Below are 23,306 nucleotides of genomic sequence, written 5' to 3' on the forward strand. Positions count from 1 at the left end.
CGTAGCGTTACCCTATCGTATCTTCAGACTGGCCAGGCCAATCAGGACCAGAACCACAGTGACCACCCAGAACCGCACGATAACGCGGGGTTCCGGCCAGCCTTTCAATTCAAAGTGATGGTGCAGCGGCGCCATCCGGAAAATCCGGCGCCCGGTCAGGCGGAACGACGCCACCTGCAGGATCACCGAGATGGTCTCCATGACGAAGATCCCGCCCATGATGAACAGCACGATTTCCTGGCGCACGATGACCGCCACCACGCCCAAGGCTGCCCCCAGGGCCAGCGCCCCAACATCACCCATGAACACCTGGGCCGGATAGGTGTTGAACCACAGAAACCCGAGCCCGGCACCCACCAGGGAACCGCAGAAGATAATGAGCTCACCGGTTCCCGGCAGATGGGGAATCAGCAGGTAATTGGCAAACTGCGCGTGTCCGGACACATAGGCGAAAATGGCCAGCGCGCCGGCGACCATGACCGTAGGCATGATCGCGAGTCCATCCAGGCCGTCGGTCAGGTTGACCGCGTTGCTGCTGCCTACGATCACGAAATAACTGAGCAGGATGAACAGCACCGGGCCCAGGGTCAGGGAAACATCCTTCAGGAACGGCAGATACAGGGACGTCTCCTGGGGCAGCGCGGAGCTGAAGTACAGGAAAATCGCCGCACCGGCGCCGATCACCGATTGCCAGAAGTATTTCCATTTCGCCGGAAGCCCCCGGGGATTGCGCTCCACCACCTTGCGATAGTCATCGACCCAGCCAATGGCGCCGAACAGCATGGTGACCAGCAGGGTGATCCACACATAACGGTTGGTCAGATCAGCCCACAGCAGGGTACTGACGGCAATGGCCACCAGGATCAGTGCGCCGCCCATGGTCGGAGTGCCCGCCTTGCTGAGGTGGGTCTGGGGACCGTCATCCCGAACCGCCTGGCCGATCTGGTACTGGCTGAGCTTGCGGATCATCATCGGCCCGATAATGAGCGAGATCAGCAGTGCCGTCAGAATCCCCAGAATCGCGCGCAGCGTCAGGTACTGAAACACCGTCAGTTCGGAAAAATATTGCGATAGAACCTCTGTCAGCCAGAGCAGCATTAGTTATTCACCTTTTCTTTAATTCCCTCCACCACGCGATCCATGGCGGAACTGCGAGAACCCTTCACCAGCACGGTGATTTCAGAACCAAGGGTACTGACGATGGCATTCACTGCCTCTTCATGGGTCGGAAACTGCTCGGCTTCCGGCCCGAATCCATCCACATAACCTTCACAACCGGGACCCACTACCATCAAACGGTCGATGCCCCTTTCTTTCGCTGCGGCTCCCACTTCGGCGTGCAGGGCGCGGGCATCCGGGCCCAGTTCGGCCATGGCACCAAAGACCGCCACCCGTTGGCCGGCGCGCTCTGCAAGCACTGCCACCGCCGCTTTCATGGACGCAGGGTTGGCGTTGTAACTGTCGTCGATCAGGGTCAATTCCCGACCCAGTTCCAGCATCTGAAGACGGCCCTTGACGGACTGGATACCCACCAGGCCGTCCTCCAGCTGCTGATCGGTGGCGCCCAGTTCCCGGGTCGCGGCGATCGCCATCAGGGCATTACTCCGGTTGTGCTCACCCGGAAACGAAAGCGTCAGGGTGCAGGACCAGCCATCGGGGCCGGTCACTGTCAGTTGTTGACCGGTGCCGGACACTCGGGCGTCCGTGACCTGGTAATCCGCTTCCGGATGTCCAAAGCGGCTGACACTGACCACACGGCGATCTCTCGCCCGTGCCAGCCACTGATCGAAAGCGGGATCGTCCCGGTTCAGAACCACCAGGCCACCCTCGGCAACGCCTTCGATGATCTCGCCCTTGGCCCGGACAATGTTTTCGTAGCTCCCGAACCCTTCCAGGTGAGCCTGGCCGGCGTTGGTCAGGATCACTACCTGTGGCCTGGCCACCGCCACGGTATGGGCGATCTCGCCCAGACCACTGGCGCCCAGCTCGATAGCGGCAAACCGGTGTTCAGGGGCCAGGCGGAACAACGTCAGGGGCACCCCGATGTGATTGTTCAGGTTGCCCTCGGTCGCCAGGGTCGGCCCCATGCGCGACAGCACCGCCGCAGTCATTTCCCGGACTGTGGTCTTGCCACTGCTTCCGGTGACAGCCACCAGTTGCACCTGGCTTTCTTTCCGGTTGCCCTCCGCCAGCCGGGCCAGGGCCTCGACGGTATCGGTCACCACCAGTTGCGGGATGGTGATACTGCTGTCTTCGGTGTCCACCACCGCTGCCACTGCACCGGCCTCCTGTGCCTTTGCCAGGAACCGGTGCCCATCAAAATTCTCACCCCGCAGGGCGACGAACAGATCCCCTTGCGCCAGCGTCCGGGTGTCGGTTGATACCCCTTCATACCGGACAGATTCCAATGACCGCGCTGCGCACCTGGCGCCAGTCCAGTCACGGGCCTCCGCCAGCGAAAAGGCGCGCATCATGCCACACCTCCGTTGAGCTTCAGGCAATGCCTGACCTGCTCGGTGTCGCTGAATGGCAGCTTCTGACCCGCAATTTCCTGGTAGGCCTCGTGCCCCTTGCCGGCAACCAGCACCAGATCGTCCGGGCCGGCCTGGGCAATGGCGCTCTGGATGGCCTCGGCACGGTCATGGATCACCGTGACCTGCCCGGTTTGTTCAAAGCCGGCCAGGATGTCCCGGACAATTGCCTCGGGCGCCTCACTGCGGGGGTTGTCATCGGTCACAATGACCGCGTCCGCCAGTTGCTCGGCTTCCCGCGCCATTTCCGGGCGCTTTCCGGAATCCCGGTCACCACCGCAGCCGAATACACAGATCAGCCGGCCAGCCACGTGCGGCCGAAGTGCTGACAGGGCATTTGAGAGAGCGTCCGGTGTGTGGGCGTAATCCACCACCACCCGAACGCCGTTATTGCCGGTAAACCGTTCCAGCCGCCCCGGTGGCGGCAGCAGCCGGCCAACGGCTTCCCGGACCCGATCCACGGGTACGCCAAGGCTCAACACCGCGGCCATGGCCGCCAGCACATTGCTGGCATTGAAACTGCCCATCAGGGGAACGCGGATATCGAATGCCCCCCATTCGCCATCAACCGCAGCCTCGAACCCTTCGTCGGTCGGGCGGAACTCCTTCAACCAGAGTTCGGTCTGGGCTTCGTGCAAGCTGTACCTGACCCGGTCACACTTCCCGTCCAGTTGTCCATACAGCTGGCGCCCGAACGGGTCATCGAAATTGATCACCGCGAAGTGCAGCGATTCGCGCTCGAACAGCTTTGCCTTCGCCGCGCCATAGGCCTCCATCGACCCGTGGTAATCCAGATGATCGCGGGTCAGGTTGGTGAAGACCGCCCCGGTCATGGTGAGATTGTCCACCCGGCCCTGATCGAGGGCATGGGACGACACCTCCATGGCTGCGGCCCGGCCACCCTGTGCCAGGATCCGGTACAACACCCGGTTTACCTGCACCACATCCGGGGTGGTGTGACTCGCCGGCTGAAGGGCGTCGGGCATACCGTAGCCGAGTGTGCCGATCACGCCGCAGGGCGTTCCGGTATCCTTGAGCAGGCGCGCAATGTACTGGGAGACCGAGGTCTTGCCATTGGTGCCGGTGACGCCAATCAGCCGCAGTCGTTGCGAGGGATGCTCGAAAAAACGATCCGCCAGGCGACCAAGTTGCTCCCGCAACCCGACCACCGGCACGATGAGCGCACCATGGTGTTCGGCACATTCGCCCGCGGTAACGGACTCCAGCAACACAACCGTCGCGCCAGCCTCGATGGCCTTGTCGACGTAAAAATCCGCCGGCGTTCGCGCGCCAGCCAGCGCCACGAAGGCATCTCCGGACCGGACCTCGCGGCTGTCGGTCTTCAGTCCGTGAATGGTGACATCGAATACCGACGGCACCTCGACGATGCCATGCAACAAAGTGCTGAGTGATGCGATGCACATAGGGTTAACCTCGCTCCCCGGTCGTCGGCGACTCGCCAGGCGAGCCGGTGACTTCCAGTTCAGGCTTCACATTCAGCAGTCGCAGTGCGTCACTCATCACCCGGGCGAATACCGGGGCGGCTACCTCACCGCCGTAATATTCCCCGGACTGCGGCGCATCAACGGCCACAACGGTAACGATTCTCGGATTATCAATCGGTGCCATTCCGGCAAAAATCGCCTTGTACTGGCTGTCCTCATAACCTTGAGCGCCAACCAGGTGAACAGTTCCTGTCTTTCCGCCGGCAGAGTAAAAGCCGGGCTGGGCACGGGTACCGGTACCCTTCTCGACTACTTCTGCCAGCATTTGCCGGACCTCGTGTGCCACACCCTCGGAAAGCACCCGCTGGCCCCGTGGCGGCTCATCGACCTTGAGCAGGCTCAACGGGTACCGGATACCGCCATTGGCCAGAACCATGTAGGCCTGGGCCAGTTGCAGGGCGTTCACGCTCATGCCATAGCCATAGGAAAGTGTGGCCTCCTCAACGGGACGCCATTTGGGCGGGGCCGGCAATATGCCAACCGCCTCGCCCGGGAACCCCACGCCGGTAGGCTGACCCAGGCCCAGGCGGCTGTAGAGATCCCGAATCACGTCACCACCGATTTCCGAAGCAATCTTGCTCATGCCCACGTTACTGGACTTCACAATTATGCCGGTGAGATCCAGGACCCCGTAATTGCGATGGTCACGGATAGTAAAACGACCGAACCGGCGATAGCCGGGGGAGGTATCGATGGTGTCGCCAGACTTATAAAGGCCGGACTCCAGGGCTGCGGCCACGGTAATCGGCTTCATGGTCGAGCCGGGTTCGAACAGGTCGGTGATGGCCTTGTTTCTGAGGTTCTCCGCCGCCAGCTGGCTCCGGTCATTAGGGTTGTAGGAGCCCTGGTTCACCATCGCCAGAACCTCTCCGGTGTCCACGTCCAGCATCACCAGGGTACCGCCCCGAGCCTTGTGGGCGTTAACCACCGCTTTCAGCTCCCGGTAGGCCAAGTACTGAAGGCGAAGATCGAGACTGAGTTCGAGTTTCTGTCCCGGCTGGGCATCCCGGATCAGGGTCAGGTCCTTGATGGCCCGGCCACGATTGTCCTTGAGCACGCGCTTGCGCCCGGACTCCCCGGAGAGCCAGTCGTTGTAGGCCAGTTCAATGCCTTCCTGGCCGCGCTCGTCGATATCGGTGAAGCCTACGACGTGAGCGGTCACTTCGCCTGCAGGGTAGTAACGACGGTATTCCTGACGACTGTAGACACCATTGATGTCCAACGCCATCGCGTCCCGGGCAAGGGAGGGCTGAACCTTGCGGCGCAGGTAGATGAATTCCCGGCCGGCATAGTCCCGGAGCCGCTCCCGCAGACGGGCTTCATTGATACCCAGCAGGCGGGCCAGGTTGGCCAGCCGGGGCTCGTCGGGATTGGCTTCAGAGGGATTGGCCCAGATTGTCTGGACCGGGGTACTGACCGCCAGCGGTTCGCCATGACGATCACTGATGACACCTCGATGGGCGTCGATGGTCTCGACCCGGATGGTGCGGACGTCGCCCTGTTTGCGCAGAAACTCGTTGTCCACCACATGCAGGTCCACCAGCCGCCAGCCCAGGGCGGCAACCACCAGCAGGAAAACACCCAGCACGGTGCCGAACCGCCAGGCTTTCAGCCCTGCAGCCATACGTTGGCCCCATGTTGTCTGTGTTCCCTGACCGGACAAATCGATCACCCTGACGTTTTGTAAATGTTATTGTTATCGGATTACCGGACCGATGCCGGCGACATCAGCGGTACCAGGACAATATCCTCACGGCCCGGAACGACCATACCAAGCCGCTCGGAAGCCAGTGCCTCCACACGGCCGTGGGCGCTGAGAGCGCTCTGCTCGAGCAGCAACTGGCTCCACTCCCTCTGGTACTGGTCCCGCTGCGCCTGCAACTGGGACAGGGTATTGAACAACTCCCGGTTTTCGTGGGCACTGACCACCACGCCGATGGACGATGCCACCAGCACAGCCATCAGACCCAGAGACACCAGCACCCGCTTCTGGCGGGTGGCATCGAATACCTGCTGTGAAATGCGAACCGCGGTGGCAACACCATCGCGGACCCTTTGCCTGTTCAGTTTGGCCGTCTTGACCGGCTGTTCTATGGCTACCGCGCCCATGATCACGCGCTCCCCTGCGTTTTGTCGCTTCTGTCGATTCGCTCAAGTACCCGCATCACTGCACTGCGGGCCCGGACGTTATCACTGACTTCCTCTGCTCCGGCCTTGGCGGCTTTTCCCACCAGTCGGAACGCCGACTGCTCCTGATCGGCGGTAACCGGAATGCCTCGGGGCAACTTCGGTCCCCGCGCCAGGCCCCGCATGAAGCGCTTGACCAGCCGGTCTTCCAGGGAGTGGAAACTGATCACCACCAGCCTGCCACCGGGCGCCAGGCGCTCCGCGGCGGCCTGCAGGCAGATCTCCAGATCCTCCAGCTCCCGATTGATATAGATGCGGATAGCCTGGAAGGTCCGGGTCGCCGGATGCTTGTGTTTTTCCTTCTTCGGAACGGCCTCGCTGACCAGCTCCGCCAACTGCCTTGTGGTCTCGATAGGGGCCTCCTGACGGCGATCCACAACGAGACGGGCGATACGGCGGGAAAACCTTTCCTCTCCGTATCGCCAGATAACGTTTGCAATTTCCTGCTCCTCCGCCCGGGCCAGCCACTCGGCCGCACTCGGTGACTGATGCGGATTCATGCGCATGTCCAGCGGTCCGTCGCGCATGAAGCTGAAGCCCCGCGACGGGTCATCAAGCTGTGGAGACGACACCCCGAGATCCAGCAAAAGGCCGTCAATTTCGTCCCAGTCACGGCGAGCCATGGCCAGAGCCAGTTCGGCGAAGGAACCGTGGAACCAGGAGAAGCGGGGATCTTCAGCCGTCAGAGCCTCGGCAACCCGGATCGCTTCGGGATCCTTGTCGAAACCGAGGAGGTGCCCGTTCGGACCCAGGCGCTCAAGAATGAGCCGACTGTGACCGCCACGACCGAAAGTGCCATCCACGTATCTGCCATCGGGGTCGCCAACCAGGTAATCGACCGCCGAATCCAGAAGTACCGAGCGGTGGGCGTAGTCCGCTCCGTCCTTCTGGTTGTGTTCGGAAGTCATAGTGAAAGCGCCTCCATTTCCGGCGGCATGTCCTCATCGCCTGAAGACTCGTCCAGCCAGGCGAACCAGCGCTCCTCGCTCCAGAGCTCCAGCTTCTTGCCCTGACCGATCAGCATGAGCTTCTTCTCCAGATGGGCGTAGCTTCGAAGTGTGGGCGGAATCAGGATACGACCCGCAGAGTCCAGCTCCATGGGTGCAGCATTACCGAGTAACAGACGCTGCAGCCGCCTGGCGGCCTTGTTCATGTTGGGTAGGGCTTCAATCTTGGGGCGCAGGACCTCCCACTCGGGCTCCGGATACACCAGCAGACAGCGCTCTTCGTCGGCATTGGCCGTCAGCACGATGCGGCCACCACAGATCTGCGAGAGCTCCTCGCGGACCTTGGAGGGGATCGCCAGGCGACCCTTCGCATCCATGTTGATGGCATGACTGCCCAGAAAATTGCTCATTTACACCGTCTCGGGTAGCTGAAAACCACAAAAAACCACTAGAAACCACTTTTTCCCACTTCTGCACACTATAGGAACACGCATTACACAATGCAAGCGCCGCAAATGGCGTCGGTCTCGTAAAAGTTCCTTTTATGACAAGAGGTTACGGGCGAAGATTTGTTCGGAGGGAGAGATTACGGAAAAGAAACAAAAGGAAATCAAACACCTGCAAATAGTTTTGAAGATGGCAAGTTAGGTTTAAGATTTTTTGGCTATAAAGAATCAGGTTTGAGAATTGCACACTTCACAGAAGGGAAAGGCGAGCTCGCCGATAAGCCGGGTTCTGTCTTGGACAGTCATTCATCTAGGGCCTGCGTCACCACAGGCCTCAAGCAACCTACCCGAATCCAGCGCGGGCCACGCCATTGGATTCCTATTTGGTCTTGCTCCAGGTGGGGTTTACCATCGCCGTGGACTGTTGCCAGCCACGCGGTGCGCTCTTACCGCACCATTTCACCCTTACCGGCGCCCGGAGGCGCTTAGGCGGTATACTTTCTGTTGCACTTTCCGTCGGCTCACGCCGCCCAGGCGTTACCTGGCACCTTGCCCTGCGGAGCCCGGACTTTCCTCCCCCGGCGGACCGGCGGCGACTGTCTGGCGAGCTCGGGCGTGACAATACTCTGCCCGTTCCGGGCATGCAAGGAAAACCTGCCCGGTCGCTCAGCGGTCCTTGAGCTCCAGAGCCCGCTGATACAACTCGTTCTTGGAGCCACCGGTCAGTTCGGCAACGATCTTTGCCACTTTCTTTACCGGCAGCTCGGCCAGAAGCAATCCAAGGAGCTTGTCCACATCCAGCTGGGACCCCGCTTCAGCCCGGCCCGATGCCTCGGCGCCACGCACAACCACCACGAATTCTCCCTTGCTGCCATGGGGGTCCGTCTGCAGCTCTGCCAGCACATCCTCCGCGGAACCACTGTAGAAAGTCTCGAAGGTTTTGGTCAGCTCACGCCCCAGCACCAGCTCGCGTTCGCCGCCCAGCACCGAGACGAGATCCGCCAGCGTGTCCAGTATCCGGTGGGGTGACTCGTAAAACACCAACGTCGCCGGCTCGCGCTTCAGAGCTTCCAGCGCCGACTTTCTGCCGGTGCGCTTTGCCGGCAGGAAACCGGCAAAAAGGAAACGGTCAGTGGGGAGACCGGCCGCGCTCAGCGCAGTCACAAGAGCGCAGGGTCCAGGGATCGGGCTGACCCGGATTCCCGCAGCCCTCGCCTCCCGAACCACCACATATCCCGGATCGGAGATCAGCGGCGTACCGGCATCGGAGATCAACGCAAGATCCTTGCCCGCCAGCAACTCTTTAAGTACCCGATCGAACCGCTCGCGCTCGTTATGCTCGTGCAGAGCGATCATCGGCTTGCTAAGCCCCAGATGCTGCAGCAGTCGACCGCTATGACGGGTATCCTCAGCGGCAACAATCGCCACCGATGACAGCACCTTCTCTGCCCGCGGCGAAAGATCCCCAAGGTTGCCGATGGGCGTTGCCACAATATACAGGGTGCCCGGCCCGCTACCTGCCTGCCTTGTTTCTTTCATGGCGTCTGCCATTTCTCTAGCCAATCTTTGCACCCTATGCCTGTTTTGGAGTCGGACCATGACAGCGTGGTCATGTGAATTGCCCCCGGAGCTGTTAAACTTGCCACCGTTAATGCGGCGTCTCAAGCCCAATCATCCGGAGTGAGCCAAGCTTGTCATGATCAAGAAGTCTATCAATCAGTCTGTTCCGGCCAGTTTTCTGGCGGCGTTCCTGCTGTTGTCCGGGTGCGCCAGCGTCAACCTGGACTCCCACGTTGCCCAGACCCCCAACGAAGCCCTCGAGCTTGCCGCCGGCGAAGATAACCGGACAACGGCGCAGCAGTACCTGCTGAGGATTGCCAGTCGCTTCCAGGATGAGGGCAACCATGAAGACGCACGCACCATACTGGAAAGCAACCAGCTGGACCAGATGGCACCGGGACTGGAAGGCGAGAAGCGCCTGCTGGCAATGACCAGCGCCACAGCCCTCGAAGACAGTGACTGGGCAGACTCCATCACCGCAGGACTCACTCCGGACGCATTCATTGAGTACGCCCCGGATCAGATGGCCCGCGCGGCAGACCTTCAGGCCCGGACCTACGAACTTGCCGGCGACCGCGTGGGCGCGGCAATGACACTGATGCTGCTGGCGCAGACCGACCCCGAGGCGGACGTACAACAGCTGCACGATCGAATCTGGCAACTGCTCCAGACTTTGTCAGAGCAGGAACTGGCCGATGCCAGCGCAAAGGCAATTGGCTACGAGAACCAGGGCTGGCTGGAACTTGCCGCCCTGGTCCGCGAGCCAGGCGTCAGCCTCGATGAGCAAGGCCGCGTCGTTCGTCGCTGGCAGAACAACTGGCCGGGGCACCCTGCGGCCCAGGTTCCGCCATCGGAACTGCAGCTGATTGCCACGCTGGCGACCAGCCGGCCGGAAAAGATTGCCCTGGCTCTGCCGCTCGAGGGACCCTTTGCCAGCGCCGGGAAAGCAATCCGGGATGGTTTCCTCTCTGCCTACTACCTGGACGAGTCCGCAGACCGTAGCAAGACCGACATTCGCGTCATCAATACTTCCGGTGAGGACTTCGCCGAGCTGTACAACGAGCTTTCGTCCAGCAACTTTGACCTGATCGTCGGTCCCCTTGAGAAAGAAGCGCTTGCAGAACTTGCCGCCATGAACACGTTGCCGGTTCCGGCGCTGGGCCTGAACTATCTCCCCGAGGGCTCCGCGCCACCGGACGGCCTGTACCAGTATGGCCTCTCCGCAGAGGACGAGGCCCGGCAGATTGCCGATCGCCTGGTCGATGAGGATCTTGACCACGTACTGGTCCTGATTCCACAAGGCGAGTGGGGCGACCGGGTGGAGCGCGCACTGCTTAACCGCCTCCAGGAGCGTAATGGCGTCGCCCTTGATATCGAACGGTTCTTCCCGGAAGACAACCTGCGCACGGTAACGGCCGACCTGCTTGGTATCACCGTTTCCCGCAACCGGGCTATTCAGGTTGAGCGCACTATCGGCATCGACGTGGAATTCGAAGCACGCCGGCGCCAGGATGCGGATGCCATCGTAATGGTGGCTGAGCCCACCATCGCCCGCCAGTTCAAGCCGCTGTTTGCCTTCTACTTCGGCGGCGACCTGCCGGTGTACTCGCCTTCGATTGTATATGGCGGCACCCCGAATCCCTCCCGGGATCGCGACCTGAATGATGTTATTTTCACCGACATCCCCTGGGTACTGGGTGAGAATAACGAGCTCCGGGACCAGGCCCGTGAACACCTGAAGGGCACCCAGGGCCAGCTTGGCCGCCTGTTTGCCATGGGCGCGGACGCCTGGCAGCTGAGCAAACGCCTGCCCCTGCTGCGCCAGCTCGATTCTGCCTCGATTGACGGCCAGACCGGTGTTCTGACCATGACCCGCCAGGGCAGTATTCACCGAAGCCAGCTCTGGGCCCGGTTCAGCAACGGTTCACCGGAACTGCTGCCTGAGCTGCAGCCTTCTTCGGAAGATGAACAGGCACCGCCCCGTAACTCTGACGGCGAGGACGCGCGTCAACCCGGGACAATCTGAACCAGGGAAGACCTTAGCCATGGATGGCAAACGAGAACTGGGAAACCACTACGAGGGTGTCGCCGCACGGTATCTGCAAAGCCGTGGTGTCACCATCATCGAGAGGAATGTCTACAACCGCGGCGGAGAAATCGACCTGATCGGCCGGGACGGTGACACCCTGGTGTTTTTCGAAGTCCGCTTCCGCGGCGAAGGCAGCCTGACCGATCCGGCCGGCTCAATCACCTATGGCAAACAACGCAAGCTGCTCAGGGCGGTTTCCTTCTATCTGCACCGACACGGCTTATGGAACGCCTGCAGCAGGATTGATGTAATCGGCATTGTACCGGGGACCACCAGCAAATACCGGGTACAATGGATCAGGAACGCCATCCAGGCAGAGTAAGAAACACAATGGACACAACTGAACAGCAAATCAGCCAGTGGTTCGCCACCCACATGGAACATACGGCCCAGGCGGCAACCACGGTGGCACCCCAGATCGAGCCGGCTGCTGACGCGTTTGTCAGCACCCTCCTGCAAGATGGCAAACTGATTACCTGCGCCAACGGCAATGCCAATATCCTGGCCCAGTATTTCTGCACCGCCCTGCTGAACCGCCTGGAACAGGACCGGCCGGCATTGCCCGCGATCAACCTCGGAGCGGATGCGACCACCTACTCTGCTATTTGCCGTGACAATCGCTTCAATGACACCTTTTCTCGACAGGTGCGCGCCATCGGCAAACCCGGTGACCTTCTGTTCGTGGTGGTGGATGACGGCCACAAGGCTAACCTGATCCAGGCGATACAGGCTGCCCACGACCGGGAAATGCAGGTCGTAGTGCTCAGTGCCCGGGAAAAATCCGACATCACGTCCCTGCTTCACCCGGAAGACCACGAGATCGCCCTGAACAACCTCGATCCGGCAGACGCAACGCCATTGCTACTGATGATAATCAACACGCTATGCCGTCTGGTGGACGCCAAGCTGTTCGGAGGATAAAAAAAGCCAGCTTGCGCTGGCTTTTTCGGATAGAGCGGAAGAGTGGTTTTACTTCACCACTTTCAGGGTTGGCCTGCCCGAAGGCCGATCGTCCGGGCCGCCTTGTGAACGCCCGTCATCCTTGTCACCGGGGCCGTCCGGATCCGGGGTGCCCGGCTCACTTCCGAACACCATACCCTCGCCATTTTCCTTGGCATAGATAGCCATCACTGCCTGAAGCGGAATAAATACCTGCATGGGAACGCCGCCGAAGCGGGCACTGAACTCCAGTGCGCCATTACCGATAACCAGGCCCCGAACTGCTCCGGGGCTGATATTCAGCACAATCTGGCCATTGGCCACATGCTCTGTCGGCACCTGGACTCCCTGAACACCCGCGTCCACGACAATATAGGGCGTACAGTCATTGTCCAGAATCCATTCGTTAAAGGCCCGCACCAGGTACGGCCGACTGGATGTCATGGCGATCTTGTTGTCAGGCACTACCTACTCCTGCCCCGTTAACCGGGTTTGCCGAAAATCAGCTGCGAATATCTTCTTCCAGATCAGACAGGCTTGCCTTGAAGCCTTCACGGGCGAAGATGCTGTCCATGTATTTCTGGATCGGTTTCGCCTGCTTCTCATTCAGCTCGATACCCAGCGCCGGCAGACGCCAGAGAATCGGAGCAATACAGCAATCGACGATGGTGAACTCCTCGGAGAGGAAAAACGGCATTTCGCCGAACAGCGGCGCGGTTGCCAGCAAGCTCTCACGCAGTTCCTTACGGGCAACCTCGGATGCCTTGGCATTGGGCTGAGCCAGGATCTGGTCCACCAGGCCACACCAGTCTTTCTGGATCCGATGGATCATCAGACGACTATTGGCCCGCGCTACCGGATAGACCGGCAGTAAAGGCGGGTGCGGGAAGCGCTCGTCCAGGTACTCCATCATGATATTGGGCTCGTAGAGCACCAGGTCCCGATCCACCAGCGTCGGCAGGGCGTTGTACGGATTCAGGTCGGCCAGTTCCGCCGGCGGATTGTCCGGGTCCACATCCACTATATCAACGGTAACGCCCTTCTCTGCCAGGACAATACGCACCCGGTGACTGTAATGACTGGCCGGATCAGAGAAAAACGTCATTGATGACCGCTTGGTCACAACGCCCATAGAACTACCTCACGAGTAAACAAACCGAAATAACCCTGAAGAAACGCAAAAATCCAGCGGGCCCCAAAGAGCCCGCTGGAATTCAGGAAACGGGATTATACCCTATTTCTCAGTGTACGTCCTTCCAGTACTCACGATTGAGCAGATACGCGAAGACGAAGAAGATCGCCACGAAGATCAGCACGAAGATACCAAGGCGCTCACGCTCAACGCGCACCGGATCCGCCATGTACGACATGAAGTTCGTCAGGTCGTACATAGCCTGGCTGAACTCGGCCTCACTCATGGAACCTTCACTCTCATACTGCGAGCACAGTTCACCGTTGTTGATGTTCCCGCTGAGCGGCTCAACAGAGGCTTCCACACCCACATTCGGCTGAACGGAACACAGACCCTGCAGGTCAACCATCACGTGCGGCATACCCACGTTCGGGAAGACCACGTTGTTGACACCCAGCGGGCGGGTTTCATCCTTGTAGAAACCACGCAGGTATGAATAAACCCAAGACTCACCACGCAAGCGGGTCTCCAGCGTCAGGTCAGGTGGCGGTGCACCAAACCACTCTGCGGCCATGTCCTTGCTCATGGAGTTCTTCATCAGCTCACCAATCTTGGCACCGGTGAAGATCAGGTTTTCCTCGTAAAGGTCCACGGGAATCTCGAGATCGTCCGCCACTCGCTTGTAGCGGGCGTACTCCATGGAGTGGCAACCCATGCAGTAGTTGGTGAACAGGGCCACCCCCCGCTGCAGGGACTCCTTGTTGGTGTGGTCCGTCTCGATATGATCGAGCGGGATCGCGCCACCGGCTGCCAGCCCGAGAGCTGGCAGGACTGCGAAAACGAGACCAAAAATCAGCTTTCTCATTATCCTGTCACCCTCTCTGGTACTGGCTTGGTTTTCTCCATGCGCGTATAGAACGGCATCAGAATGAAGTACAGGAAGTACAGCACGGTCAGGATCTGCGCGACCATGGTGCGACCTTCTGTTGCCGGAACCAGGCCAAGGTAGCCCAGGATCACAAAGCTGATGGCAAAGATCACCAGGGCAATCTTGCTCAGCCAGCCCTTGTAACGGATGGAGCGGACCGGGCTGCGGTCAAGCCAGGGCAGTACGAACAGGATCGCGATAGCGCCACCCATGACGACAACACCCCAGAACTTCGCCGGCAGACCGAACAGATCCACAGTCACCGCACGCAGCATCGCGTAGAACGGTGTGAAGTACCAGACCGGCGCAATATGCGCAGGTGTCTTGAGGGCGTTCGCCGGCTCGAAGTTCGGCTTCTCGAGGAACAGACCGCCCATTTCCGGGAAGAAAAACACCACAATGAAGAAGATGAAGAAGAACACAGCCACGCCCAGCAGGTCGTGCACGGTGTAGTACGGGTGGAACGGAATGCCGTCTTTCGGGATGCCGTTCTCGTCCTTGTTCTTCTTGATATCGATACCGTCAGGGTTGTTGGAACCAACCTCGTGCAGCGCCAGGATATGCAGCACCACCAGGCCCAGCAGAACGATCGGCAGTGCCACCACGTGCAGGGCGAAGAAGCGGTTCAGGGTGATACCGGAGATCAGGTAGTCACCACGGATCCACAGGGACAGGTCTTCACCGATAACCGGAATGGCACCGAACAGGTTAACGATAACCTGGGCACCCCAGTAGGACATCTGACCCCACGGCAGCAGATAGCCCATGAAGGCTTCGGCCATCAGCACCAGGTAGATCAGCATGCCGAAAATCCAGATCAGCTCACGGGGCTTCTGGTACGAGCCGTACATCAGGCCGCGGAACATATGGAGATACACCACCACGAAGAAGGCGGAGGCACCGGTAGAGTGCAGGTAACGGAGCAACCAGCCCCACTCCACATCACGCATGATGTACTCGACGGAGGCAAAGGCGCCCTCGGCAGAGGGGTTGTAGCTCATGGTCAGCCAGATACCGGTCACCAGCTGGTTGACCAGTACAAGCATGGCCAGGGAGCCAAAGAAGTACCACACGTTGAAGTTTTTCGGCGCGTAATACTTGGCCAGGTGTTTGTTCCAGGCGTCAACGATCGGGAGACGGTCGTCTACCCACTGAATCAGTTTCTGCATTACGCTGCCTCCGGATCAAGACCAATCGTGAGGGTCACATCGTCATCGAAACGATACGGCGGCACCTCAAGGTTCAGGGGAGCAGGCTGCGCATCATAAACCCGGCCAGCCAGGTCGTAGCGGGAGCCGTGACACGGACAGAAGAGACCACCGAGCCAGTTTTCGCCAAGATCCGCCGGGGCAATTTCAGGGCGGTAGGAAGGCACACACCCGAGGTGGGTGCACAGGCCGACATAGACACCGATCTCCGGCTTGAGAGCCCGAACAGTGCCCTCGATATAAGGAGGCTGTTGCGGGGCTTCGGAGTTCGGATCTTTCATCCGCTCGCTCAGCTTTTCGATGTTCTCCAGCATTTCCGGTGTGCGGCGGATGATCCAGACCGGCTTACCGCGCCACTCAACGGTGACCTGCTGGCCTGGTTCAATCTTGCTGATATTGACGGTTACCGGTGCACCTGCTGCTTCCGCCTTGGCACTGGGATTCCAGGATGCCACGAAAGGAACTGCTGCACCGACGACGCCGACTCCACCCACCACGGACGTAGCGCCGATCAGGAACCGGCGCCGGCCTTGGCTCACGTCGCCATTACTCATTATGGTTTTCTCCCATCAGGCGATGTCACAGCCCGCCCAAAAGCCGGCAATGTGCATCTTAAAGGACTTCACAACCCAAAAATATAAGCGCCCAAATGGTAATGAAATTGCCATGGGCTTACAAGTCGGAAAGGCGCCGTGCGCGGCGCTTCCCTGTTCCAGATCAATTTGATAGCAAATCGCCCGGACACAAAAAAACCCGGCCAGAAAGGACCGGGTTTTTTCGCATTCCGCAAAGCAGAATTAACGCTTGGAGAACTGCGGACGCTTACGCGCCTTGCGCAGACCAACCTTCTTACGCTCGACTTCACGTGCGTCACGGGTAACGTAACCCGCTTTGCGCAGTGCCGGGCGCAGAGTCTCGTCGTAATCCATCAGGGCACGGGTCAGACCGTGACGAATAGCGCCGGCCTGGCCACTGGTACCACCACCTTTGACGGTGATGTTGATGTCGAAACGATCGGTAGACTCGGCAACCACCAGCGGCTGACGAACGATCATGCGCAGAGTCTCACGACCGAAGAACTGCTCGATGGTGCGACCGTTGATAGTGATGTTACCGCTACCCGGCTTGATAAAGACGCGAGCCGTGGAGTTCTTGCGGCGACCAGTACCGTAATTTTGTGCTACAGACATATCCGCCTTCCGTTAAATGTCGAGTTCTTTGGGCTGCTGGGCTGCATGGGGATGCTCAGCGCCGGCGTAGACTTTCAGCTTCTTGAACATGGCACGGCCGAGCGGGCCTTTCGGAAGCATGCCTTTGACAGACTTCTGGATGATTTGCTCGGGAGCCTTGTCTACCAGCTTCTCGAAATTGATGGACTTGATTCCACCCGGAAAGCCGGTGTGGCTGTAGTACATCTTTGCAGATGCCTTTTTGCCGGTAACCTGCACCTGGCTGGCATTGATTACAACGATGTAGTCGCCAGTGTCCACGTGAGGGGTATACTCAGGCTTATGCTTGCCCCGCAGACGACGGGCGATTTCGGTTGACAGACGACCCAGCGTCTTGCCGGCTGCGTCTACAACGTACCAGTCACGTTTTACTGTTTCTGGTTTCGCACTCAGAGTCTTCATTGATTCCGCCTTGAACGCTATAAAAGAAACGTTAAAAACCACCACCGGTAAATGCAAGGCATCCGGAGGAGGTTCATACCTGTATGTTGGCAGTGACACTATTCGGGGCTGAGATAGTGACATCGCCTTGAAAAGCCAGGGCGCGAAGTATACTCGAACCCACAGGGAAAACCAACCCCGACCCGCCCTGTTTCGCTATTCCCTTATTCTGGCAGATCGCCGCCGGTCCAGCCATAGAGCGAACAGGCATTGGCGAGCAATTCCGGTGCAATGTCCGACGCACTCACGCCCCGGAGAGTCGCCAGCGTCTCCAGTATCCGCGGCAGATAGACCGGGGAGTTCTGCCCGGCCTCCACACCCGCCGGCGCCATATCCGGCGCGTCCGTTTCCAGCACCAGGCACTCCAGCGGCAGCCGAGCAACCGTGTCCCGGGTCTTGCGGGCACGATCATGGGTGATCACTCCGCCGATCCCGATGTAACAACCCAGATCCACCAGCTTGGCGGCCTGCTGGTAGCTGCCCGAAAAGCCGTGGATCAGCGCCCGCCCCGACCAGTTGGCCCTGCGGAGGGTGGCATGGACCTCATCATGGGTCTTCACTGAGTGGATAATCAGGGGCAGATCCAGCCTCCCGGCAATGGCCACCTGACGCTCGAACCAGGGCTGCTGCTCATCCAGCGCTCCGTGCAGGCGATCCAGACCGCATTCGCCGAGACCGACACACCGTTCGGGCCGCTCCGATAACTGATTCTCCAGGACCTGAAGATCCTCTTCCCTATGCTCCTGCACAAACCAGGGATGGATCCCCAGGCAGTACCACAGGCCCGGGTGAGCGCCGGCAACCTCCCGGACCCTTGACCAGTCCGGCCTGCGAACCCCGGGGATCACGACACCCAGAACGCCGAGCGCCCGGGCCTCGCCCAGCACTTGCGCTCGCTGGCCGTCGAAACAGGGAAAATCAAAGTGGCAATGGGCGTCGATCATTCTCATGCTCACCTCCGCCCGGCACTGATTCAGTGTTCCCGGGTCTTCTGGAACCGGATATCCGGGTAACGCTCCTGCGCCAGGTTCAGGTTGACCATGGTCGGCGCGATGTAAGCGAGGCGGTCACTGCCATCGAGTGCAAGATAGTCGTTGTTCTTGCGCTCGAACTCGTCCAGTTTGCGCTCGTCGTCGCAACCGACCCAGCGTGCTGTGGCCACGTTGATGGGCTCGTAGACCGCATCCACCTTGTATTCGCTCTTCAGGCGAGCCACCACCACATCGAACTGGAGCACACCAACCGCGCCCACAATCAGGTCGTTGTTCTTCAGCGGCCGGAATACCTGGACCGCGCCCTCTTCCGACAACTGAATCAGCCCCTTCTGCAACTGCTTGGCCTTGAGGGGGTCCTTGAGCCGGATGCGCCGGAACAGCTCCGGGGCGAAGTTCGGGATGCCGGTAAACTTCATGTCCTCGCCGGCGGTGAAGGTATCACCCAGCTGGATGGTGCCGTGGTTATGCAGGCCGATGATATCCCCGGCAAAGGCCTCTTCGGCATGCTCCCGGTCGCCGGCCATGAAGGTCAGGGCATCGGAAAAGCGGACTTCCTTGCCGATGCGGACATGACGGGCCTTCATCCCCTGGGCGTACTTGCCGGAGACAATGCGCAGGAAGGCAATACGGTCACGATGCTGGGGATCCATGTTGGCCTGGATCTTGAAAACAAAACCGGAAAAGCCGTCCTCGGTGGGCTCGACCAGGCGCTGGTCCGTCTCCCGCGGCTGGGGCTCCGGCGCCCACTCCACCAGACCGTCCAGCATGTGATCGACGCCGAAGTTACCCAGGGCGGTACCGAAGAACACCGGGGTCAGCTCACCGGCCAGGAAGGCCTCCTGGTCGAATTCGTGGGAAGCGCCCTTGACCAGTTCGATCTCGTCCCGGAGATCGGACGCATAGGCGCCGATCGCCTCATCCAGCTCCGGGTTATCCAGGCCCTTGATGATGCGCTTCTCCTGGATGGTATGGCCCTGTCCGGACTGGTACAGCACCACCTCGTCACGCAGCAGGTGATACACACCCTTGAAGTTCTTGCCCATACCGATCGGCCAGGTCACCGGCGCACAGGCAATCTTGAGAACCTCCTCCACTTCGTCCATCAGCTCCACCGGATCCCGGGTATCGCGATCGAGCTTGTTCATGAAGGTCAGGATCGGCGTATCCCGTAACCGGGTGACCTCCATGAGCTTGATGGTCCGCTCCTCGACACCCTTGGCGCTGTCGATCACCATCAGGCAGGAGTCCACGGCAGTCAGGGTACGGTAGGTATCCTCCGAGAAATCCTCGTGACCCGGAGTGTCCAGAAGGTTGACCAGCTTGCCGCCATACGGGAACTGCATCACGGAAGTGGTTACCGAGATGCCCCGCTCCTTCTCCATTTCCATCCAGTCTGACTTGGCGTGCTGACCGGATTTCTTGCCCTTGACCGTACCGGCCTTCTGGAGCGCCTGCCCGAACAGCAGCACCTTCTCGGTGATGGTGGTCTTACCGGCGTCCGGGTGGGAGATAATAGCGAAAGTACGGCGCTTGGCCACTTCCTGGGAGAGATTCGACATAGTGTAATTAGAGCTCGGAATCGGAGGATTTTGAAAACCCGGTATTATAAGCCGTAAGGGCCCACCCCGTGAACAGCACCGGCGGTGATCACTTACTACCCAGCGGGAGAGTCATGACCCTGGCGTCTTCCCGGCCGTGGGCAGCCGGATAGTAGCCGGGGCGGAGCCCAATCTCTTCGAACCCGGCGCTGATATAGAGCTGTTCGGCAGCACGATTGGTCACCCGGACCTCGAGCAGGACCTGAACCATGCCATCGTCCCCGGCCTTGCCCACCAGGTGTTCGAGCAGAGAGCGCCCCGCGCCACAACCCCGGCTCTCCGGGTGCACGCACAGGTTCAGCAAGTGGGCCTCATCCACCAGATACGCAACCACCGCGTATCCAATGAGGGAATCCTCTTTGCAAAGTGCCCACAGGCGATAGTTGTCCTTGAAGCAGTCCAGGAAGACCGCTTCGCTCCAGGGGTGGGAATAGCCCTGGCGTTCGATTTCCAGCACCCGGGAAAGATCGGAATGGGACAGGGCACGAATCTCGAGGGCAGACCCATCCGCACTTGCGAACGCTGGTCGGTTATTCATGGGCATCAGGCAAACGGCTTGAGAAGCTGCCAGAGCTTTTTCTTCAGCTCGGGGTTCCCGGCGAGTTCCGCCAAAGTATGGGGGAAAACCAGTTCCGGTTTCCGCCCGAGGGCCTGGGCAAACCAGTGCTCTGCCCCGGATTGATCACCGGAATCCGGAACACCCAGGAGTATCATCTGCTGAGCTTCCACCGGCTCAAGCACGCCGCTGAGTACATCGATCAGATCCGCAAGACGATTCCCCGGAATCAGCGGATTATTGAATACCGGCCACAGAACCGGTCCGAGTTCCCGGGCCTCCTGATCACCAACGCTCTTCAGGATATTGCCCGCCAAAGTCTCCTGCAGGCGCAGACTTGCCTCTCCGGACAGGTCTGTTACCAGCACAAACCGTCGGCCAATCCACAACCGGAGATTCAACTTCTGCCGGAACGGGGCCGCTTTGGATCCATCGACGGACCGGCGGGATTCATTCGCCGCGGCGTCAGCTTCCGGTTCGGCCTCTGGTTCAGGCCCGGCGGACGATGGTGTTGCCGTGGCACTGGAAGGCTCCGGGACTGACGTCTCCATCAACGACTGGAGATTGACTGCCCGGGCAGGCTTCGCACTCTTCCCGGAAGGCTTCCTGGTTACCGCAGGGGCAACTGGAGCTCTCGGCTCGGTCCCAGCGGGGAGTTCCTCAGGGGAAGGCGATACTTCCTGCGGGAACTCAAACTCCGGGCTCGGGGCAGCACCGGGCAGCGGTGACCGGGCGTACCAGAGACGTACACCGGCAACTCCCAGGTAGAACTGACGCTCGGCTTCGGTATGGATCATCGCACTACCCGCGGCTTATACATCCGCCACTTGCGGATGCTGACGGATTCCGCCCCGGCTGATCAGATTCAGCGCCTCGATGTAGGCCTTGGCCGAGGCAATGATGATATCGGTATCCGCACCGACGCCATTGACGATGCGGCCGCCCCGCTCCAGGCGCACGGTCACTTCGCCCTGGGCATCCGTACCACTGGTGATGGCGTTGACCGAATACAGCTGGAGGTTACAACCGGAATCCACCAGGGATTCGATCGCCTTGAAGGTGGCATCGACCGGGCCACTGCCCTCAGCTTCCACCTTGTGCTCCTTGCCTTCCACCGTGAGGGTCAGGCTGGCTTTCGGCACTACACCGGTCTCGGAACAGACCTGCATACAGGCCAGTCCATAGGGACCTTCCTCTTCCTTCTGCCGCGTATCGCTGGCGATGGCCTGCAGATCTTCATCGAAGATTTCATGTTTGAGGTCGGCCAGGGCCTTGAACCGGGTAAAGGCTTCGTTCAGTTCAGTCTCGGTCTCGAACTGGATACCCAGCTCCAGCAGGCGGGTGCGGAACGCATTGCGACCGGAGTGCTTGCCCAGCACCAGGCTATTGGTGTGCCAGCCGACGTCCTGGGCCCGCATGATTTCATAGGTTTCCCGATGCTTGAGGACCCCGTCCTGGTGAATACCGGACTCATGGGCGAAGGCATTCGCACCCACGATGGCCTTGTTCGGCTGAACCGGGAAACCGGTGATGGTGGATACCAGTCGGGATGCGGGAACGATGTGCTGGGTATCAATCCGGGTATCGATATTGAACAGGTCCTGACGGGTACGAACCGCCATGACGATCTCTTCTAGAGCGGCGTTGCCGGCGCGCTCACCCAGGCCGTTGATGGTGCATTCCACCTGGCGGGCACCACGGGTCACCGCAGCCAGGGAATTGGCGACGGCCAGGCCAAGGTCGTTATGGCAATGAACCGAGAAAATCGCCTTGTCGGCATTGGGTACCCGGTTCATGATCTGGAAAATGGTTTCACCGAACTGTTCCGGGATCGCGTAACCCACGGTATCGGGAATATTGATGGTACGGGCACCGGCATCAATAGCTGCCTCGATAATGCGGCACAGGAAATCGAGCTCGGAACGCCCGGCGTCCTCGCAGGAGAACTCGACGTCATCCACGTGGCTGCGGGCACGCTTCACCGCTCGCACCGCCTGCTCCACGACCTCGTCCGGCTCCATCTGCAGCTTGTGCTTCATGTGGATCGGAGAGGTGGCAATGAAGGTGTGGATGCGAGCGCGCTCGGCCGGCCGGATGGCTTCGGCGGCGCGATCAATATCGTTATCGAGCGCACGGGCCAGGCTGCATACCGTGGACTCCCTGATATTCTCGGCAATCTGCTTTACGGCATCGAAGTCGCCCTGACTGGCAATGGCAAAGCCCGCCTCGATAACGTCCACACGCAGTTTCTCCAGGGCCTTGGCAATGCGGAGCTTTTCCGCCTTGTTCATGGTCGCGCCCGGGCTCTGTTCGCCGTCACGGAGGGTGGTATCAAAGATGACCAGGTGATCAGTTGCGGCCATTGGCAGGGCTCCCGTCAGAAACTTTGGTGTGGTTTTGGGAGTGAGTATATCACTTCTCCCGGACCGGAAATAAAAAACCCCCAACGGCGAAGCCGCTGGGGGTTTTGGTATTAGGAACCTGACGATGACCTACTCTCGCATGGGCCATGCCACACTACCATCGGCGCTGGTCTGTTTCACTTCTGAGTTCGGGATGGGATCAGGTGGTTCCAGACCGCTATGGTCGTCAGGCAAAACGGTTGATCACTGGGGGACGAGATGGAACGTTCAGAGGTGACTCTGAGTGATATTCGATTTCTTTGTTGCGTTATCCGCAATTGTCTTGGGTGTTATATAGTCAAGCCGCACGAGCAATTAGTATCGGTTAGCTCAACGCCTCGCAGCGCTTACACACCCGACCTATCAACGTCCTGGTCTTGAACGGCTCTTCAGGGACCTCGAGGGTCCAGGGAGATCTCATCTTGGAAGGGGCTTCCCGCTTAGATGCTTTCAGCGGTTATCCTGTCCGAACATAGCTACCGGGCAGTGCGTCTGGCGACACAACCCGAACACCAGAGGTTCGTCCACTCCGGTCCTCTCGTACTAGGAGCAGCTTTCCTCAAATCTCCAACGTCCACGGCAGATAGGGACCGAACTGTCTCACGACGTTCTA

The 23,306-nt window shown here is 59.9% G+C and carries 23 protein-coding genes, 2 rRNA genes and 1 other RNA gene; 3 read left to right on the forward strand and 23 right to left on the reverse strand.

From position 1 onward, the window contains the following. Positions 1–12: 12 nt before the first annotated feature. The 9 genes from mraY to rsmI all read right to left on the reverse strand — a co-directional run bounded on the left by mraY (position 13) and on the right by rsmI (position 9,155). Entirely contained in the window at positions 13–1,098 is a 1,086-nt protein-coding gene (gene mraY, locus BM254_RS14680) for a phospho-N-acetylmuramoyl-pentapeptide-transferase (RefSeq protein ID WP_092005320.1), read from the reverse strand. Next, positions 1,098–2,474: a UDP-N-acetylmuramoyl-tripeptide--D-alanyl-D-alanine ligase gene (locus BM254_RS14685; RefSeq protein WP_092005323.1), complete on the reverse strand. Its 1,377-nt coding sequence runs from the start codon at positions 2,472–2,474 to the stop codon at positions 1,098–1,100. The genes mraY and BM254_RS14685 overlap by 1 nt, the downstream gene beginning before the upstream one ends. Beyond that, positions 2,471–3,955, reverse strand: coding sequence for a UDP-N-acetylmuramoyl-L-alanyl-D-glutamate--2,6-diaminopimelate ligase (locus BM254_RS14690; protein ID WP_092005327.1), 1,485 nt, complete (start codon positions 3,953–3,955; stop codon positions 2,471–2,473). The genes BM254_RS14685 and BM254_RS14690 overlap by 4 nt, the downstream gene beginning before the upstream one ends. Positions 3,956–3,959: 4 nt before the next feature. Continuing rightward, positions 3,960–5,699: a peptidoglycan D,D-transpeptidase FtsI family protein gene (locus tag BM254_RS14695; RefSeq protein ID WP_175497279.1), complete on the reverse strand. Its 1,740-nt coding sequence runs from the start codon at positions 5,697–5,699 to the stop codon at positions 3,960–3,962. A 41-nt stretch (positions 5,700–5,740) separates the two neighbouring features. Then, positions 5,741–6,145, reverse strand: a complete 405-nt coding sequence (gene ftsL / locus BM254_RS14700; RefSeq protein ID WP_092005333.1) for a cell division protein FtsL — start codon at positions 6,143–6,145, stop codon at positions 5,741–5,743. A 2-nt stretch (positions 6,146–6,147) separates the two neighbouring features. Continuing rightward, entirely contained in the window at positions 6,148–7,131 is a 984-nt protein-coding gene (gene rsmH / locus BM254_RS14705) for a 16S rRNA (cytosine(1402)-N(4))-methyltransferase RsmH (RefSeq protein ID WP_092005336.1), read from the reverse strand. Beyond that, positions 7,128–7,580 carry a division/cell wall cluster transcriptional repressor MraZ gene (gene mraZ, locus BM254_RS14710; protein WP_092005339.1) on the reverse strand — a complete coding sequence of 151 codons (453 nt, stop codon included), beginning with the start codon at positions 7,578–7,580 and terminating at the stop codon, positions 7,128–7,130. The genes rsmH and mraZ overlap by 4 nt, the downstream gene beginning before the upstream one ends. 298 nt (positions 7,581–7,878) lie before the next feature. Further along, positions 7,879–8,228, reverse strand: an RNA gene (gene rnpB, locus BM254_RS14715) — RNase P RNA component class A. Between the two features lie 54 nt (positions 8,229–8,282). Continuing rightward, entirely contained in the window at positions 8,283–9,155 is an 873-nt protein-coding gene (gene rsmI / locus BM254_RS14720; protein ID WP_175497280.1) for a 16S rRNA (cytidine(1402)-2'-O)-methyltransferase, read from the reverse strand. 157 nt (positions 9,156–9,312) lie between these two features. On the opposite strand from rsmI, the gene BM254_RS14725 reads away from it, so the two are divergent. From BM254_RS14725 to BM254_RS14735, 3 genes are read left to right on the forward strand one after another with little or no spacing between them, the layout of a single operon-like run. Beyond that, positions 9,313–11,202: a penicillin-binding protein activator gene (locus tag BM254_RS14725; RefSeq protein WP_092005345.1), complete on the forward strand. Its 1,890-nt coding sequence runs from the start codon at positions 9,313–9,315 to the stop codon at positions 11,200–11,202. Positions 11,203–11,221: 19 nt separating this feature from the next. After that, the gene (locus tag BM254_RS14730) at positions 11,222–11,587 is read left to right on the forward strand and encodes a YraN family protein (protein WP_092005348.1); all 366 of its coding nucleotides are present in this window, start codon (positions 11,222–11,224) and stop codon (positions 11,585–11,587) included. A gap of 8 nt (positions 11,588–11,595) precedes the next feature. Continuing rightward, the gene (locus BM254_RS14735) at positions 11,596–12,186 is read left to right on the forward strand and encodes a D-sedoheptulose-7-phosphate isomerase (protein WP_092005351.1); all 591 of its coding nucleotides are present in this window, start codon (positions 11,596–11,598) and stop codon (positions 12,184–12,186) included. Between the two features lie 48 nt (positions 12,187–12,234). Here BM254_RS14735 and BM254_RS14740 read toward each other — a convergent pair whose 3' ends face one another. The 14 genes from BM254_RS14740 to BM254_RS14805 form a co-directional block, all read right to left on the reverse strand. Next, positions 12,235–12,648, reverse strand: coding sequence for a ClpXP protease specificity-enhancing factor (locus BM254_RS14740; protein ID WP_092005402.1), 414 nt, complete (start codon positions 12,646–12,648; stop codon positions 12,235–12,237). A 58-nt stretch (positions 12,649–12,706) separates the two neighbouring features. Beyond that, positions 12,707–13,336 (reverse strand): glutathione S-transferase N-terminal domain-containing protein, encoded by a 630-nt coding sequence (locus BM254_RS14745; RefSeq protein WP_092005355.1) that lies wholly within the window; start codon positions 13,334–13,336, stop codon positions 12,707–12,709. 109 nt (positions 13,337–13,445) lie between these two features. Further along, a complete protein-coding gene (locus BM254_RS14750) occupies positions 13,446–14,201 on the reverse strand; it encodes a cytochrome c1 (protein ID WP_092005358.1) in 756 nt (251 codons plus the stop codon). Further along, positions 14,201–15,433: a cytochrome b gene (locus BM254_RS14755; RefSeq protein ID WP_092005361.1), complete on the reverse strand. Its 1,233-nt coding sequence runs from the start codon at positions 15,431–15,433 to the stop codon at positions 14,201–14,203. Before BM254_RS14755 ends, BM254_RS14750 begins: the two co-directional genes overlap by 1 nt. Beyond that, positions 15,433–16,026, reverse strand: coding sequence for a ubiquinol-cytochrome c reductase iron-sulfur subunit (gene petA, locus BM254_RS14760; protein ID WP_092005365.1), 594 nt, complete (start codon positions 16,024–16,026; stop codon positions 15,433–15,435). The genes BM254_RS14755 and petA overlap by 1 nt, the downstream gene beginning before the upstream one ends. 243 nt (positions 16,027–16,269) lie before the next feature. Further along, the gene (gene rpsI / locus BM254_RS14765; protein WP_092005367.1) at positions 16,270–16,662 is read right to left on the reverse strand and encodes a 30S ribosomal protein S9; all 393 of its coding nucleotides are present in this window, start codon (positions 16,660–16,662) and stop codon (positions 16,270–16,272) included. A 12-nt stretch (positions 16,663–16,674) separates the two neighbouring features. Continuing rightward, complete coding sequence (rplM, locus tag BM254_RS14770; RefSeq protein WP_008937175.1) at positions 16,675–17,103, reverse strand: 50S ribosomal protein L13; 429 nt, start codon at positions 17,101–17,103, stop codon at positions 16,675–16,677. A gap of 203 nt (positions 17,104–17,306) precedes the next feature. After that, on the reverse strand, positions 17,307–18,092 hold the full coding sequence (locus BM254_RS14775; RefSeq protein WP_092005370.1) for a TatD family hydrolase: 786 nt from the start codon (positions 18,090–18,092) through the stop codon (positions 17,307–17,309). 23 nt (positions 18,093–18,115) lie between these two features. Next, positions 18,116–19,696 carry a peptide chain release factor 3 gene (prfC, locus tag BM254_RS14780; protein WP_092005373.1) on the reverse strand — a complete coding sequence of 527 codons (1,581 nt, stop codon included), beginning with the start codon at positions 19,694–19,696 and terminating at the stop codon, positions 18,116–18,118. An 88-nt stretch (positions 19,697–19,784) separates the two neighbouring features. Continuing rightward, positions 19,785–20,273 carry a ribosomal protein S18-alanine N-acetyltransferase gene (rimI, locus tag BM254_RS14785; RefSeq protein ID WP_092005405.1) on the reverse strand — a complete coding sequence of 163 codons (489 nt, stop codon included), beginning with the start codon at positions 20,271–20,273 and terminating at the stop codon, positions 19,785–19,787. A 5-nt stretch (positions 20,274–20,278) separates the two neighbouring features. Beyond that, positions 20,279–21,088, reverse strand: coding sequence for a hypothetical protein (locus BM254_RS14790; protein WP_092005375.1), 810 nt, complete (start codon positions 21,086–21,088; stop codon positions 20,279–20,281). Between the two features lie 15 nt (positions 21,089–21,103). Then, positions 21,104–22,654, reverse strand: coding sequence for a 2-isopropylmalate synthase (locus tag BM254_RS14795; RefSeq protein ID WP_092005378.1), 1,551 nt, complete (start codon positions 22,652–22,654; stop codon positions 21,104–21,106). 116 nt (positions 22,655–22,770) lie between these two features. Further along, positions 22,771–22,885, reverse strand: a 5S ribosomal RNA gene (rrf, locus tag BM254_RS14800). 102 nt (positions 22,886–22,987) lie between these two features. Continuing rightward, positions 22,988–23,306 (reverse strand): 23S ribosomal RNA (locus BM254_RS14805); the annotation flags it as partial.

Source organism: Marinobacter pelagius (assembly GCF_900114925.1).
In the GTDB taxonomy this organism is placed as follows: Bacteria; Pseudomonadota; Gammaproteobacteria; order Pseudomonadales; family Oleiphilaceae; genus Marinobacter; species Marinobacter pelagius.